Source organism: Streptomyces sp. URMC 124 (assembly GCF_051386455.1).
GTDB lineage: Bacteria > Actinomycetota > Actinomycetes > Streptomycetales > Streptomycetaceae > Streptomyces.
Genome location: NZ_JBPQTS010000079.1, coordinates 18,012 through 31,766 on the forward strand (window position 1 = coordinate 18,012; position 13,755 = coordinate 31,766).

General features: G+C 69.5%; 17 protein-coding genes and 1 tRNA gene. 12 read left to right on the forward strand and 6 right to left on the reverse strand.

The features are described 5' to 3' along the window. Window positions 1–44 precede the first annotated feature (44 nt). Genes ACSNOG_RS18150 through ACSNOG_RS18160 form a run of 3 tightly spaced genes read right to left on the reverse strand, consistent with a single transcriptional unit; the run spans window position 45 to window position 1,384 of the window. The gene (locus ACSNOG_RS18150; RefSeq protein WP_436753686.1) at window positions 45–431 is read right to left on the reverse strand and encodes a hypothetical protein; all 387 of its coding nucleotides are present in this window, start codon (window positions 429–431) and stop codon (window positions 45–47) included. Continuing rightward, window positions 428–1,144 carry a GntR family transcriptional regulator gene (locus ACSNOG_RS18155; protein WP_436753687.1) on the reverse strand — a complete coding sequence of 239 codons (717 nt, stop codon included), beginning with the start codon at window positions 1,142–1,144 and terminating at the stop codon, window positions 428–430. Before ACSNOG_RS18155 ends, ACSNOG_RS18150 begins: the two co-directional genes overlap by 4 nt. Before the next feature lie 6 nt (window positions 1,145–1,150). Next, window positions 1,151–1,384 (reverse strand): hypothetical protein, encoded by a 234-nt coding sequence (locus ACSNOG_RS18160; RefSeq protein ID WP_436753688.1) that lies wholly within the window; start codon window positions 1,382–1,384, stop codon window positions 1,151–1,153. A gap of 674 nt (window positions 1,385–2,058) precedes the next feature. On the opposite strand from ACSNOG_RS18160, the gene ACSNOG_RS18165 reads away from it, so the two are divergent. Further along, window positions 2,059–2,823: a GntR family transcriptional regulator gene (locus ACSNOG_RS18165; protein ID WP_436753689.1), complete on the forward strand. Its 765-nt coding sequence runs from the start codon at window positions 2,059–2,061 to the stop codon at window positions 2,821–2,823. Here ACSNOG_RS18165 and ACSNOG_RS18170 read toward each other — a convergent pair. Together ACSNOG_RS18170 and ACSNOG_RS18175 are read right to left on the reverse strand one after the other, a co-directional pair. Next, a complete protein-coding gene (locus ACSNOG_RS18170) occupies window positions 2,813–3,580 on the reverse strand; it encodes a glycosyltransferase family 2 protein (RefSeq protein ID WP_436753690.1) in 768 nt (255 codons plus the stop codon). The genes ACSNOG_RS18165 and ACSNOG_RS18170 overlap by 11 nt on opposite strands. After that, on the reverse strand, window positions 3,577–4,365 hold the full coding sequence (locus ACSNOG_RS18175) for a GntR family transcriptional regulator (protein ID WP_436753691.1): 789 nt from the start codon (window positions 4,363–4,365) through the stop codon (window positions 3,577–3,579). The genes ACSNOG_RS18170 and ACSNOG_RS18175 overlap by 4 nt, the downstream gene beginning before the upstream one ends. Window positions 4,366–4,738: 373 nt before the next feature. Here ACSNOG_RS18175 and ACSNOG_RS18180 point away from each other — a divergent pair, with 373 nt between their 5' ends. From ACSNOG_RS18180 to ACSNOG_RS18225, 10 genes are all read left to right on the forward strand, one after another. Next, window positions 4,739–5,020: a hypothetical protein gene (locus tag ACSNOG_RS18180; protein WP_436753692.1), complete on the forward strand. Its 282-nt coding sequence runs from the start codon at window positions 4,739–4,741 to the stop codon at window positions 5,018–5,020. A 181-nt stretch (window positions 5,021–5,201) separates the two neighbouring features. Next, window positions 5,202–5,519 (forward strand): hypothetical protein, encoded by a 318-nt coding sequence (locus tag ACSNOG_RS18185; RefSeq protein ID WP_436753693.1) that lies wholly within the window; start codon window positions 5,202–5,204, stop codon window positions 5,517–5,519. Further along, complete coding sequence (locus ACSNOG_RS18190; protein ID WP_436753694.1) at window positions 5,516–7,657, forward strand: cell division protein FtsK; 2,142 nt, start codon at window positions 5,516–5,518, stop codon at window positions 7,655–7,657. The genes ACSNOG_RS18185 and ACSNOG_RS18190 overlap by 4 nt, the downstream gene beginning before the upstream one ends. Window positions 7,658–7,796: 139 nt before the next feature. Further along, the gene (locus ACSNOG_RS18195; protein ID WP_436753695.1) at window positions 7,797–8,060 is read left to right on the forward strand and encodes a hypothetical protein; all 264 of its coding nucleotides are present in this window, start codon (window positions 7,797–7,799) and stop codon (window positions 8,058–8,060) included. Window positions 8,061–8,080: 20 nt separating this feature from the next. Then, a complete protein-coding gene (locus tag ACSNOG_RS18200; protein WP_436753696.1) occupies window positions 8,081–8,275 on the forward strand; it encodes a hypothetical protein in 195 nt (64 codons plus the stop codon). A gap of 17 nt (window positions 8,276–8,292) precedes the next feature. Beyond that, entirely contained in the window at window positions 8,293–8,535 is a 243-nt protein-coding gene (locus ACSNOG_RS18205) for a hypothetical protein (RefSeq protein ID WP_436753697.1), read from the forward strand. A gap of 92 nt (window positions 8,536–8,627) precedes the next feature. After that, window positions 8,628–9,239, forward strand: coding sequence for a hypothetical protein (locus tag ACSNOG_RS18210; RefSeq protein ID WP_436753698.1), 612 nt, complete (start codon window positions 8,628–8,630; stop codon window positions 9,237–9,239). Beyond that, window positions 9,236–9,607 carry a hypothetical protein gene (locus ACSNOG_RS18215; protein ID WP_436753699.1) on the forward strand — a complete coding sequence of 124 codons (372 nt, stop codon included), beginning with the start codon at window positions 9,236–9,238 and terminating at the stop codon, window positions 9,605–9,607. The genes ACSNOG_RS18210 and ACSNOG_RS18215 overlap by 4 nt, the downstream gene beginning before the upstream one ends. A gap of 262 nt (window positions 9,608–9,869) precedes the next feature. Beyond that, on the forward strand, window positions 9,870–10,070 hold the full coding sequence (locus tag ACSNOG_RS18220) for a helix-turn-helix transcriptional regulator (protein ID WP_436753700.1): 201 nt from the start codon (window positions 9,870–9,872) through the stop codon (window positions 10,068–10,070). Continuing rightward, window positions 10,067–11,461, forward strand: coding sequence for a tyrosine-type recombinase/integrase (locus tag ACSNOG_RS18225; RefSeq protein ID WP_436753701.1), 1,395 nt, complete (start codon window positions 10,067–10,069; stop codon window positions 11,459–11,461). Before ACSNOG_RS18220 ends, ACSNOG_RS18225 begins: the two co-directional genes overlap by 4 nt. A gap of 190 nt (window positions 11,462–11,651) precedes the next feature. Here the strand turns inward: ACSNOG_RS18225 and ACSNOG_RS18230 are convergent. Continuing rightward, window positions 11,652–11,724, reverse strand: a tRNA-Arg gene (locus ACSNOG_RS18230). Window positions 11,725–12,029: 305 nt separating this feature from the next. Between ACSNOG_RS18230 and ACSNOG_RS18235 the strand changes: the two genes are divergently transcribed. Further along, the gene (locus tag ACSNOG_RS18235) at window positions 12,030–13,649 is read left to right on the forward strand and encodes a dynamin family protein (protein WP_436753705.1); all 1,620 of its coding nucleotides are present in this window, start codon (window positions 12,030–12,032) and stop codon (window positions 13,647–13,649) included. Window positions 13,650–13,755: the final 106 nt, after the last annotated feature.

Genomic DNA, 13,755 nt, shown 5'->3' on the forward strand with positions numbered 1-13,755 from the left:
GGGCCTCTACCTTCCTGGGTGCCGGAGGACGGCCGGTGCGGACGTCATTCCTGCAGCTGGTTTGCGACCCCTTCCGCCTCCTCCAGCGGCTCTTCCGCCGCGTCCGGCATGTGCAGGCGAGCGCCACGGCTTTCCGCGATCCTCAGCGCGTCGCTCAGTGATCGAGCCGTCTGCTGAAGGGTGACTCGAAGGTGGTGCCGGCACGCCGCGGGGTCCGCGAGCAGATCCGCTGCATCGGTCAGTGCCTCTGCGCCGATGGCCAGCTGCGCTGCTTCCACGCCGTCGGCGTAGCGAGACAGCACTCCTTGACCGTCGGATGTGCTCAGGAAACACGGCTTGTCGTCCGGGGAAATCCACGGCAGGAGGCGGAGGTCGTGCTCGCTGCGGTCTGGCTCGGGCTGGACAGCCCGGCCGCTCAGATGAGGTGTCATCGGACCTCCTCCAAGGCCTCGGCACAAGTACGGGCGGTGAAGACTGCCTCGGTCCGGTCTCCGGGCAGAGCCAGGAGCGCTACCTCCACGACCCGCCCGCTGTCGTCGGACGAAGTCCGTTCCACGGCCAGTACGGGCGTCGTGCTGCGGAAGACCTCCTTCTCCTCGACGCTCGGCAGTCGGGACGTGACGCGCTCAACCGTGGACACGACGTGCACGCCGGCCGCGGCGAGCGACTCCCGCACGTTGTCGCCCCACGGCGATAGCTCCCCCTCAGGGGGGCCGAGCCTCGCCACGGTTTGAGGGACGTAGACGCGGGCCACGCTCTGCACCGACGTCCCCACGACGCTGATGAAGTCGAACTCCGTCAGCAGCGCACCGCGGCGGACCTGCAGGAGTGCGGAGAGGGCACTCGTCGCGTTCACCGTGTCGACTTCGACGCTGACGTGCAGAGGCGGGGATTGCGCCGCTTGCCGCTCGCTGTCGTAGACCGTGCGCGCGCGGGGGTGCCGGACGAAGTTGCCCCGGCCTTGCTGCTTCTCGACCCTGCCTTCAGCCTGGAGCAACTCCAGCGAGAGCCGCAGGGTGGGCACGCTGACCCGGTAGCGCGTCGCGAGCTGCGTCTCCGCCGGCAGTCGATCTCCAACCCGGAATTCCCCGGACTCGATGCGCCGTCGGAGGTCATCGGCGACGGACTGGTAGTGAGCCACCATGAGCGCTCACCGCCTCTCGACTGCCCGCACAGCGGACAGCGGAGTCGTCGTGTGCACGGCCATCGTTTCTCCTGTGCGGGAGCGCAGCCACCGCACGTTGCCGGGCGCGTCGAGCGCATCGACGACCCCGAAGCCCCGGCCGTCGAGGTCGATGACGTCGCCTCGTCGGACCGTCTTCCCGGTGACCCGAACGGCGACGTAGCGATGCGTCTTGTTGGACGTGACGAGGTCCTCGCGCATCAGTGCACCTCCGCCGGAGTCCAGTGCTGGCTGATGCCGCGCGGCTGCCAGCGAACCTTCAGTCGCAGTTGGGCACGTTCGTCGCCGGCCAGTACGTATAGGCGGACGAGGGCCGCCTCTTCGCCCTGGAGCAAGTCCTTGCCCCATGAGGGCCGGTGTTGGGCCGGACGGGGGAGAGGGGGCGGCACCGTCGCGGCGTAGGCGGTGGAGTACTCCGTCGATGCGGGCTCGCGGAAGCCGCCCGCAGGTTGAACAAAATGTCGCCTAGCCCACGAGACGGCTCGGCGGATAAGCTCCTGCACGCTGATCAGCTCCTTACAGCTGAAAGCCGTGCCCCCGGACAGCTTCGCCTGTCGCGGGGGTTTCCTTTGCGACAGCGGCCCAAGCGATGCAGCCGCTCGCGCTGTTGACGAGTCCGAACGAGTCGGCCGTCATCAGCACGTCTAAGAGCTCTTGCCATGCCTCGGCCGAGACCGATGACGGGACCTCCGTCTCGATGCGGACATGGTCATTCCGGTGCTTCACGCGGGGAGCGAAACCCGCGGTGGAGAGGCGTTCGGCCATGTGCTCGGCGCGGGTTCTGCGAGCGCACACAGACGTTCCTCCGTCGCCACGAGATCACAGCGAGTGAAGCTAGTTCACTAGCGTAATGGCTTCTGGGCTAGGTTTTCCATATGCGTGAGCAGCCGCCCTATCTCCGTGTCGCTGACCTGCTCAAACGGCGAATCGCGGACCGGGAATGGTCTCCCGGGGACCGGCTGCCCTCCCGCGCCCAGCTTGCGGCGGAATGTGGTGGTGTGGGTGAGAACGTCGTCCGTCGCGCCCAAGAACTCCTGATTTCGCAGGGTGTGTTGGAGGGGCGGGCCGGGTCGGGTACGTACGTCGCTGAGCCGCGCGAGCGCACACAGATGCTGCGTGCTTCAGGCGGGGAGCAGATCGGCTCCAAGTGGTCGCCGTTCGGTGCGGATCCCGCTGCGATCGGTCCGGAAGGGACCTGGGAGAGCAGCACGGTGGCGAAGGTTCCCGCCGCGGCCGACATCGCAGCCCGCCTGCAGATCGCCAAGGGCGACCTCTGCGTCCAGACCCGCTACGAGTGCCTGATCGACAGCAAGCCCGTCCAGCTCGTGACGAGTTGGGAGCCGTACAGCCTCACCGTGGGGACGCTGGTCGTCCTGCCGGAGGGCGGACCGTACGCGGGCCGAGGCGTCGTGGGCCGCATGGCTGACATCGGCATCACGGTCGTCCGAGCGGTGGAGCAGGTGGAACCCGGGCGTGCCAGCGCCGAGGAGGCAACCCTCCTCGGCGTGCAGCGGAGCGCTCTCGTCACCCGCATCCAGCGGACTTACTACAGCGACGACGGCCGGCCGGTCGAAACGGCGGACATCGTGCTGCCCGCCGCCTCCGGCGTGGTCGTCTACGAGGTGTCGGTCAGACCGTGACCGGGTAGTGCCAGCGGTTGTACGCGAGCGCCTGCGCCCGAGCCTGGACGACGGCCATGCGCGCATCGCGCTCCGCCGCATCGGTGTGGGCGGATTGACCCGTGGCCTGTCCGGGCCACTTGCGGTAGAGGAGTCCCACCTCGCGGGTGAACCAGCCGCGGCTCACCGCGTCCAGGGCGAGGAGCAGCCCCGTGTCCTCCGAGGCGGGAAGCGCCATCCAGCCGCCCAGGGCGAGGAGTAGGTCACGGCGGACGCAAAGCGTCGCCGGGTGTACCTGAGCCCGGTAGTTGTGCTCCTGCCAGTGCGCGAGAACGGAACCCGGCTCGATCGGGCCGTCCTCCGGGTCCTGGTCGAAGCCGACCGTCGACCCGTCGGGCATCAGGTCCAGGACGCGCGATGTCGTCCAGCCGATGCTGGGGTCGCGTTCGAGGACGGCGATGTCGCGCGCCAGGGCGCCCGGGGGCAGTTGGTCGTCGGCATCCAGGATCTTGACGTAGTCGCCGTCCGCGTGGGCCAGAGCCATGGTCCGGGCGACCCCGGGGCCGCCGCTGCGGCCCTGCCGGAAGGTCACCTGCTCGTCGTCGGGGACGAAGGGGGCGACGTCGTCGGTCTTCCCGTCCTCTTGGATGACCCAGTGCCACTCCCAACCCTCGGGGAGCTCCTGGTCGCACAGCGACTTGTAAGCGTCGTTCAGGTGGTGAGCGGACGGTCCGTGCACAGCGGTGACGATGATGATGCGCCGACGCACGGCACTCACCACCTTTCCAGGGGAGTGGTGAAGAGCATCTCCGTGCGATCACCGGGCAGCGTGATGTCGGAGAGCTCCACAACGCGGTTGTTGGTGTCGTACGAGGTCTTCCGGAGCAGAAGCACCGCGGTGCCCGGGGGAAGCTCCAGCTCCTCGGCCTCTTCCGGCGTCGGCGGGCGGGCCGTCACGTGCTCTTCGATGCGGTCCAGCTCGATTCCGACGGTGAACAGCTGGTTCTGCGTTCCACCCGGCCACGGCTCCTTCGAGGCGTCCAGGAGGTCCGGGTTCTCCGCGACGAGGTCGCGGACGAGGTAGGACGTCACCAGCGCGAACGGGGCGCGCTCGGCGGCGTACCGCGTGCGATACGTGCGCTCGACGAGGACGTCACCTTCCGAGATGCCGAAGGCCTTCGCGAGGCTCTTGCCGGCTTTGATCTCGCGGTAGGACGCGTGGAAGACGAGGTCGTTCACCTGGAGGCCGGTGTCGTGCTCGGTGGCCCCGGTCTTCACCCGGAGCGACTCGGGCTCGCGGGCACGCCCCTTCTCCCACTGGTGCCGGGAGTTCGTGCGCAGCACCGCCGTGCGGGGCTGGCGGACGAAGTTGCCGCGCCCGTGCTGCTTCTCGATCAAGCCTTCATCGCGCAGAAGACGGAGTGCTTCACGGATCGTCGGGACGCTTCGCCCGTACTCCGCCGCGAGCGCCGTCTCCGCGGGCAGCCGTTCGCCGGGACCCAGCTGACCTGCACGGATGGACTCTCGGATGCCGTCCGCGATCCGTTCGTACGCTTTGGCCATCGGTGCTCACCGTCCTGTTGCGCTGACGGCGCTCAGCATACGACTCCTAAAGAGGTCTTGACGACTTGATGAGAGCTGCGTCATAGTCTCGGGCAACTCCTAAAGAGGACTTGAGGAGAAGACCTCTTTAGGAGTGCCTCGCCCTGGGAGCCCCGGCTCGAAGGACGCGCCAGCCCCTTGAGAACTGCACAGAGCGCCTGGACGAACGAGTGTTTTTGATCTCCGACGCCGCTACGAGCCGTTGGCTGGTGGCCGCGTCGGAGGTGATGACCGCTCGTTCCGAATGACCGGTCTCACGGCGGCTTCTGCGCCGAAAGTGTGCGCGCGCTCGCGCCGTCGCCGGTCACCTGCCTCTACTCCCGAAGGGGGATCAATGAAGCTGGCCATCGGCGACGTCGTTCGAGGTCGTCATGACGTGGCTCTCGGCACCGTGGCCGGGATCAATGAGCACACCGACGGCAGGCTCGTCGTCGTGCGGATGCCCGGAGGGGGCTTTCGCCTCCTCGAACCGAGTGCCTTATCCGTCGTCGCCCGCTGCCCCGCACCCTCCACGCCCGCTCGCAGCGTCCTGGCCCTAGTCGTCCTCGCCGTCGCGCTCTTCGCAGGCTTCGTCAGCTCCCGATCGGCGGGGAACTCGGTGCCGACTGGTTGCTGATCCTGCTCGCGGGCCTCGGCGGCTGTACGGCCGTAGTCATCCCGTACCAGTGCCTGGTCCGTCTCACGGGTCCGCGCCGCTTCCGCGTCTGATTCGCGCTCGGGTCAGGGCAGCCGACGCACCGGGCAGACGGTCCTGCTGCCTCTGACTCTCCTCACCCAGCCCCGGACGCGGAGGGATCATGCGTACGTACGTCGTCCACCGGCCTGTCAGCGAGGCTCTGGAGTTCGAGGACAGCGCCTACGAGTTCGAGGGACTCCAACGCGCGGAGACCGAGGACTTCCGGGAGCTGTTCCTCGGCCGCCCCGGAGAGCTGGCCGAGGAGCGCGCGGCGCGCGTATCCGCCGCCCGCGACATCCTGGAGGAGCTCCAAGACCAGAGTGACACCGATGAGCTCGCACGCCTGAACGCGCGGTACGCGGCGAGGCTGAGCAGCGTCGCGGCAATGAAGAGCGCGGCGAGTGCGCGGCGGGAGTTGCAGGGTGGGAGGGCGGCGTGACAGCGCTCCCGTCCGCGACCAACCAGCCGACGGGCGAACGGGGGCCGGATCAGGCCCCTCCAGCCCAACCGGCTGACCAAAGCCTCGCCGTGTCCGCCGCCGGCCTCAACGAGACCGTGGTCGTCGATCGTCCCGGCAGGCCCTCCGGCCCCGGCCTGACTGACCGGGTGCGTGACGCGAAGCGGCGTCCCGTCATACCGGCGTGGGCGCAGTCGCGGCAGGAGTTCACCGCGGTGAGCAAGGGCGTCGCTGCGTACGCCTGGCACGTCTCCGCGTATCACGCGGTGCGTACGCCCTGGTACACGGTTCGTCTCGCGGTGCAGGCGCCCCATGGCGTCGCACGGTTCGTCGGTGGCGCGCTGCGGTGGTTGTCGGATGCCGAGGGGGAGCCGTTCCGGCAGTCGGCGGCGGCCCACGAGGACATCGGCAAGTACCTGCAGCTCTCGCGCCAGAGGGATCGTCGTGTGCGGTGGCGGGCGGCGGTTGCCGTCGCGGCTTCGATAGTCGGCCTCACGACGGCGCTGGTGCTGTTCGTCATGGCGCCGGAGTGGTTGCTGGCCCTCTCGGGCTTCGCCGCGGCGATGGCGCTGGGCTGGTTCGGGCAACCGGCAGACGCGCCGGTCATCCACAGGGCCGTGGAGGTCCCGAAGGTCACCAAGCTCACCAGCGACATCGTGCTTCGCGCCCTCGGCTCCATCGGCATCTCGGCGATCACTCAGGTGCAGTCGAAGGGTGGGGACGGGTTCACCTTCACCGCCCCCATCGTTCGTGACGGCCCCGGTTGGCTTGCCGAGGGCGATCTTCCGTACGGCGTGACGGTGACTGACGTGATCGACCGGCGGGAGAAGCTGGCCTCCGGTCTCCGCCGCCCCCTCGGGACCGTGTGGCCCGAGGCTGTGCCGGATGAGCACACCGGTCGGTTGAAGCTGTGGGTCGGCGATCAGGACATGTCCAGGACGAAGCAGCCGACATGGCCTCTGGCCAAGTCCGGCGCCGTGGATCTCTTCAAGCCGGTGGCGTGGGGGACCGACCAGCGGGGGCGGTGGGTGGAGATCACCCCCATGTACCTCGCAGGCGTGATCGGGGCCATTCCGAGGATGGGGAAGACCTTCCTTCTGCGCCTCCTGCTGCTCATCGCGGCGCTTGACCCACGCGCTGAGGTGCACAGTTATGACCTGAAGGGCACGGGTGATCTGGATCCTGTCGGCAATGCCGTCAGCTACCGGCACCGGGCGGGCGATGACGAGGAGGATCTCCTTTACGCCCTGACCGCCATGCGCGAGCTGCAAGCCGAGTTGAGGCGTCGAACCAAAGTCATCCGTACCTTGCCCCGCGATATTTGCCCCGAGTCGAAGGTGACCTCCGAGCTGGCCTCGAAGAGGTCGCTCCGTCTGCACCCGATCGTGGTCGGGGTGGACGAGTGCCAGAAATGGTTTGAGCACCCGAAGTACGGCGGGGAGCTTGAGGAAATCTGCACTGACATCGTCAAGCGGGGTCCGGCAACGGGAATCGTGTTGCTGTTGGCCACGCAGCGGCCGGACGACGACAGCCTGCCGAAGGGGATCTCGGCGAACGCTTCGGCCCGCTGGTGCCTGAAGGTCATGAGCCACGTCGAAAACGACATGGTCCTCGGCACCGGGGCGTACAAGCGGGGCGTCCGCGCAACGATGCTTGCTTGGACGGACAAGGGCATCTGCTACTTCCTTGGCGAGGGCGCTGACGCCCGGATCGTCCGCGCGGTCGAGATCGACGCCGTGGCGGCTGAACGCATCGCCCAGCGAGCCCGGAAGGCACGCGAGCGTCTCGGCACGCTCGCCGGGCATGCGCTCGGCGAGCAGCCGGAGGCCGGTGCCACCTCTTCCTACGACCTGCTGGCGGACGTTCTTGCTGTCCTTTCCGCCGATAAGCCGAAGCTTTGGAACGAAGTGATCGTCTCCCGGCTCGCGGAACTCCGGCCGGATGTGTACGGGGCTTGGGCGGGGGAGCAGCTCACTTCCGCACTGAAGCCCTACGGCGTCCGCACAGACCAGGTGTGGGGGGTCACCGAGCACGGTAAGGGCTCCAGCCGCCGCGGGATCAAGCGAGCCGACGTCCTGAAAGCGATTGCTGAACGTGATGGAACGGCTGCCGCGGCATAGACGACGGCGCCGCTAGACCTAGCGGCGCCCCCGCTAGGTCTAGCACCCCCACTAGCACCAGAACGTGTCACTGACCTGCGCTCTAGCGCCTAGTGGTGCTGGCCGAGCGCTGCCCGAAATCCATCTGGAGAGGGTTCTGATGAGTTCCCTGTTCAACGCTATGCCCGGCCTGATCTTCATCGCACTCTGTTACGCCCTTCTCTGCGCCGCCAGCCCGTTCGGCGCCTGCCGCAAGTGCGAAGGCTGGGGCGCCATGATCCGGCGCACCCGCAGCGGCCGGCTCAAGCGAGGCCGCGCATGCCGCCGCTGCGAGGGATACGGCATGCGTCTGCGTGCCGGGCGGCGGCTCTACAACTCCATCGTCGAGATCCACCGCGATGGCACCGGTAAGGCCCGACGCTGACTTCTCCGAGGAGCCTCCCGATGTCCTTCTCCATCTCCGCGCTCGTGCTGTTCGGCCTTCTTCTGGCGATGCTCATCCGCTCGAAGTCCGTCGGCATCGGCGGCGCCACGGTCGCCATTCTCTTCGGCTACTACCTCAGCCGCACCGGAGCCGCCGGCTCCATCGACCAAGTCATGTCGTCCATCGGCCACGCGATTCCCAGCGTCGGCAAGTGACCCGAAGGGATCACCCCATGTCCGAGCAGAACTGCTCCGCCCCGCAGCCCATCTCGCTGATGGCGTCGGGCGAACTCCGCGACGCGCTCACGGCCATCGAGGAGGGCAAAGGACCGGCGGCCATCGCAGCGCTGATGGCCATCGACCCCGTTTCCTGGCTGGCGATCGAGCAGCGCCTGAAGGCGGTGGTGGGCAGCGATCTCCGCACGCTCTTATTCCAGTGCCGCGAGGACGGCTCGGCAGCGTCGGCCATCGTCTGACGGCTCCCCGTGCGGCTCCAGCCTCGTGAGGAGCCTGGAGGCGTGCGGAGGGCCGGACAGCCCGGTCCGGACTCCGACAGTGGAGGAAGCCCATGCCCACCCCGACCATCGCGTGGTACGACGACTTAACGGCGAGCGTGTTCGCCCTCGGCGCCGCGGCCCGGGAGGGCCGCCTCGCGCACCAGGCTGCCGCGGTCGCCGCGTGGCAGGTCGAGCCGGCACGTCTGCAGACGGTGAGCGGTGACGTGAACATCAGCGGGGAGTACAAGATCAGCCCCCGTGACGTCGTCCTGAGCCAGATCCGCGCCCTGAGCAGGGCCCACCAGCACGTGACCACCGACCTGTACGAGAACCTCGCCCTCGCGTACGCGTACGGCACGGCGAGCGCCCTGTTGACGGTCATCAAGGGATACCGCCCCCGGTACGTCGAGCTCCAGCGCGACCAGACCGACCACTACGAGCTCCCCGACGAGCCCCTGCCGGACTTTCGCGGCGACCTCGGACACTGGCCCAGCCAACGGCGCTTGGCCCTGCTGCGCTCGCACGTCGGTGCGCGTCGGGTGGCGCGGTTCACGGGGCGCAGCGAAGGCGCCCTGCTCGGGCTGGCGGACTGCGCGTACGCCTACGGCGAGCATGCCGAGATGGCACTCCACCACGTACTCCTCACCGCCCGGACGGACCAGGAGCCGGAGGCGGAGCAGTGACGGACGCAGCACACGCCACGGATCCCGCCGCCGCGTACGCAGGAGCCCCGCGCCTTCTCCCGGAGATCGTCTTCGTGCTCAGGCAGGCTCAGATCCGCCGCCGCTTCGGCACGGAGCAGGGCCGGGAGTTCTGGCTACGGAAAGCCGATGTCTTCGACCGCATCGCGATCGAGGAAGCGGCGACGTACGCGCCGGAAGTGGCCGCTACTGCGGTTGATGCCGCAGCCAACGCCGCACGACAGCTGGCCGAGTACGACGTCACGCACACCGGACTGAGCCTTAGGGGCTCCGACGTGGTCACCGCCGAGGACTGCCGCAGGTACGTCCGCCGCCAGTACCGCGAGTGGAGCCGCACCCAGCGCTTCTGATTTCGCCCGGGGCAGCGGTCATCCGCCAAAGAGTCCCGCTGCCCCGGCCTCCCCATCCCGTTCAGGATTCAGGAGGTGCCCCCAGGATGCACCACAACGACCACTCCTCGGTGCCCGGGTTCGCCGGAACCGGTACGGCCGGCCACACGAGCCATCACGGACCGGATGGCGGCTTATCCCACCTCCGCGGGGCGGCCGGGCCAGCCGCAGAGATCGGCCTCTCCGCGGCCCGGCGCAAAGCCGCCCGAGAGGCGGCCGTGCGATGACGACCCGTGGCCGCAAGAGCGGCGACAAGCTGACCGTCGACGAGCTGTGCGAGGAACTGCGTATCGCGCGCTCGACCTTCTACGACTGGCGCCAGAAGGGGCGCGCCCCGCGCTGCATACGGCTCCCGAACGGAGCCCTGCGCATTCGCCGGGGCGACCTGGACAACTGGCTCACCGACTGCGAGGACCACGCATGACGACCCGGTCCTTCAAAGTCCGCTTCTACGAGACCGAGATCTACGAGGGCAAGCGGGGCACCACCTACACCGTCCGTTGGTCCGTCAACGGCAAACGGCACGGGGAGACCTACAAGACGAGCCCCCTCGCGGATTCCTTCCGCGCCTCGCTCCTCGTTGCCGCGAACAACGGCGAGCCCTTCGACATGGAGACGGGGAGGCCGGTTTCGCACGCCACGCCGGCTGCCGTGACCACCTGGTACGAGTTCGCCCTGCAGTACGTCGACATGAAGTGGGCTCGCATCTCGGCGAACAACCGCAAGAACACCGCCAAGGCTCTGACCAAGGTCACCATCGCGCTGCTGCGCGCCGAACCGAAGCAGTTCGCCCCGATCGAGGTGCGCAAAGCCCTGCGCGAGTACGCGTTCAACAAGCTCCGCCGCGACGAAGCTCCGCCCGCTGTCCGCACCATCCTCTCCTGGGTCCAGCGCAATTCCATGCCCATGAGCGCTTGGGAGGACACCAAGCACGTGGACAACGTCATGCTCGCGCTCAACACGCTCCTGAGCGGGAAGCCCGCGGCGGCCAGCTCGGTCAACCGCGAGCGGCGGATTCTGAACGTGGTCATCAAGTACGCCATCCGGCAGAGGATTCTCAACGTCAACCCTCTGCCCAAGGGCAAGGATGAGAACGCCCCGCCCAAGGCGGCTCAGGCCATCGACAAGCGGTCCCTCCTCAACCCCACCCAGGTCGCCCTCCTCTTCGCCTGGATCGCCGCCCGACCCCGATCCGGCTACCGCCTCCACGTGTTCTTCGCCGCGTTGTACTACGCAGGACTGCGCCCGGAGGAGGCCGTGGCGCTACGGGTCGAGTCCGCCACACTGCCCGAGTCCGGCTGGGGCGAGCTCCTCGTCCATACCGCCGAGCCCGAGGTCGGCAGCGCCTGGACCGACGACGGAGCGGTCCACGAGACCCGCAAGCTGAAAGGCCGGGCTGCCGGTGATACCCGCCCCGTCCCGGCCCACCCCGCCCTCGTCGCGATCCTCCGCAGCCTGGTGGAGCGGGATGACCTCAAACCGGGCGACCTCCTCTTTGCCGGGGAGAAGGGTGATCTGCTCGCCGGCTCGGTCTTCCGTCGAGCCTGGAACAAGGCCCGCAAGGCCGTCCTCGCCGGGCACGAGTACGACTCGCCCGTCGGCAAGCGGGTCTACGACCTCCGGCACACCTGCTTGACGACCTGGCTCAATAATGGCGTCCCGCCCGCCCAGGTCGCCGAGTGGGCCGGCAACAGCGTCCCGGTCCTCCTCGCCACCTACGCCCGCTGCATCACAGGACAGCTGGCGGACCTGCAACGGCGGATCGAGGGGCCCCAGCGGCTTCCCGCCCCGCCTGCCGCGCCCGCCACGGACTGACGAGCAAAACTTCGGGAAGTTTTCGGGAAGAACAGCCGCCGACATCCGTCCGGGACCAGATCCAGCCGGACCGCGCCGCCCGGATCAAGACCGGCCCGACCCGCCACGACAGCACCTGACGGCCCACCCAAACGGCACCTGACCAGCAAAAACGCCCCTCCCGAGGGAGGGGCGTGCGGTGTGGACCGAGCGCCCCCGGCAGGACTCGAACCTGCGGCCAAGCGCTTAGAAGGCGCCTGCTCTATCCACTGAGCTACGGGGGCCGGTGTGTGCGGCGGTCGCGGACGGCTGAAGCCCCGGGCTCGGTGGTGCCGTGACCTTGCCGGGGACAAGGATAGGGCTCCGCTCACCTCGTCCCGGTTGCTTCACCTCCGTGCCACGATGTGGAGGTTTAGTGAAGCGGTCCTGATAATCGCAGGCGGGTACGAATCTTGCACCGTTTTTCACGCCCCAGGCGACGGGTGTTGTGTACTCGTTATGCCTGAGCCCCGTGCGCCACGCCTCGCGCGCCATGGCCTATACGCTTCAAAATCACACCAGAATTGGGCATTCTGCACGTGTGGCGACCTTGGAAGTACGGCCCCGACTGCTCGACGCACTGTCCGCACTGCGTGACCGTGTCGACGCCGCACGCTTCCCCCTCCCCCTTCCCGGCGCCGCCCGCGCCCGCCGAAACCGTGCCGAACTCCTGGCGCAACTCGATGACTACTTGGTGCCCCGCCTGTGCGCCCCCGAAGCGCCGCTGCTCGCGGTCGTGGGGGGATCGACCGGGGCGGGCAAGTCCACCCTCGTCAACTCCCTGGTGGGGCGGCGGGTCACCGAGGCGGGGGTCCTGCGGCCGACGACCCGTACGCCTGTGCTGATCTGCCACCCGGACGACCACCACTGGTTCGCGGGGCAGCGGGTGCTGCCCGAGCTGCGCCGCGTCTGGGTGCCCGCCCAGGACTTCACCACCCTCTACGACACCGACCCCGAGGGCCGCCGCGGCGACGAGGACGACGCCGCCGAACCGCCCTCCCTGCGCATCGAGACCGACCGCGCCATGTCACCGGGGCTCGCCCTCGTCGACGCCCCCGACATCGACTCCCTCGTCGCGCGCAACCGCGATCTCGCCGCCGAGCTGATCTGTGCCGCCGACATCTGGGTACTCGTCACCACCGCGACCCGGTACGCCGATGCGGTGCCTTGGCACCTGATGCGCACCGCCAAGGAGTACGACGTCACGCTCGTCACCGTCCTGGACCGGGTGCCCCACCAGGTCGCCACCGAGGTCTCCCGGCACTACGGCGCGCTGCTGGCGGCCGCGGGCCTCGGCGACGTGCCGCGCTTCACCATCCCCGAGCTCCCCGAGTCCACGGCCGGCGGCACCGGACTGCTGCCGGACACCGCCGTCGCGGGGCTGCGCGGCTGGCTCCACCAGCGCGCCCAGGACCCCGCCGCCCGCGCCGTGGCCTCCGCCCGCACCGTCGCCGGGCTGCTGGCCTCCCTGGGATCCCGGCTGCCCGGGCTCGCCGGCGCCGCCGCCCTGCAGCACGCCGCCGCCGTCCGGCTCATGCAGCGCGTGGAGGACGCGTACGGGAGGGCCGCCGAGCGCGTGCGGTGCGGCGTCGCCGCCGGGGAGGCCCTCGCCGGCGACGCCCTCACCCACTGGCGCGGCCACCCCGACGACAGCACCTCCGACGAGCTGCTCGGTGCGCTCACCGCCTCCCTCGCCGCCCTCGTCGGCTGCGCCGTCGCCGCGGCCGACGAGGAGGTCGCGGCGGCCTGCGCCGGCGACCCGGCCGCGGACGCCGTCCTCGCCCCGCGCGACCCGGACGGGGCCGTCGGCCGGATCGGCGTCGCCGTGCGCCGCTGGCGGCGCTGCCTGGAGGAGGTCGCGGAGGAGGAGGTGCGGGCCGCCGAGAAGGGCGCCGGCCTCGACGCCGACCGGACCGCCGCGCTGCTGGCCGCCGCCCTGCTGGGCGGCAGGACCGCCCGCGCGGCCGGGGAGAGCCTCGCCGAACTGCTCGGCGCCCAGGGCGCCCTGCGCCTGCGCGACCGCGGCGGAGAGCTCCTGGCCGAGTGCCTCGGCGGCGTGCTCGACGCCGAGCGCGACCGCCGGACCGCCCCGCTCGAGGCCCTCGACGTCACCCCCGACCACCAGGTCGAGCTCATCGCCGCGCTGTCCGTACTGCAGAGGGAGAGGTGACCACCGTGCGCCCCGCCGACCAATCCGCCGATCGATCTGCCGACCGATCCGCGGACCGCCGAGCCGGAACCCGGGACGAACGGTCCGCCGGCCGCCGCCCCGCCCC

Coding starts and splice junctions, on each gene's coding strand:
- ACSNOG_RS18165 (WP_436753689.1), top strand. CDS start 2,059: ATGCGTGAGCAGCCGCCCTATCTCCGTGTCGCTGACCTGCTCAAACGG.
- ACSNOG_RS18195 (WP_436753695.1), top strand. CDS start 7,797: ATGAGTTCCCTGTTCAACGCTATGCCCGGCCTGATCTTCATCGCACTC.
- ACSNOG_RS18160 (WP_436753688.1), bottom strand. CDS start 1,384: ATGCGCGAGGACCTCGTCACGTCCAACAAGACGCATCGCTACGTCGCC.
- ACSNOG_RS18220 (WP_436753700.1), top strand. CDS start 9,870: ATGACGACCCGTGGCCGCAAGAGCGGCGACAAGCTGACCGTCGACGAG.
- ACSNOG_RS18210 (WP_436753698.1), top strand. CDS start 8,628: ATGCCCACCCCGACCATCGCGTGGTACGACGACTTAACGGCGAGCGTG.
- ACSNOG_RS18175 (WP_436753691.1), bottom strand. CDS start 4,365: ATGGCCAAAGCGTACGAACGGATCGCGGACGGCATCCGAGAGTCCATC.
- ACSNOG_RS18155 (WP_436753687.1), bottom strand. CDS start 1,144: ATGGTGGCTCACTACCAGTCCGTCGCCGATGACCTCCGACGGCGCATC.
- ACSNOG_RS18205 (WP_436753697.1), top strand. CDS start 8,293: ATGTCCGAGCAGAACTGCTCCGCCCCGCAGCCCATCTCGCTGATGGCG.
- ACSNOG_RS18185 (WP_436753693.1), top strand. CDS start 5,202: ATGCGTACGTACGTCGTCCACCGGCCTGTCAGCGAGGCTCTGGAGTTC.
- ACSNOG_RS18225 (WP_436753701.1), top strand. CDS start 10,067: ATGACGACCCGGTCCTTCAAAGTCCGCTTCTACGAGACCGAGATCTAC.
- ACSNOG_RS18150 (WP_436753686.1), bottom strand. CDS start 431: ATGACACCTCATCTGAGCGGCCGGGCTGTCCAGCCCGAGCCAGACCGC.
- ACSNOG_RS18180 (WP_436753692.1), top strand. CDS start 4,739: ATGAAGCTGGCCATCGGCGACGTCGTTCGAGGTCGTCATGACGTGGCT.
- ACSNOG_RS18200 (WP_436753696.1), top strand. CDS start 8,081: ATGTCCTTCTCCATCTCCGCGCTCGTGCTGTTCGGCCTTCTTCTGGCG.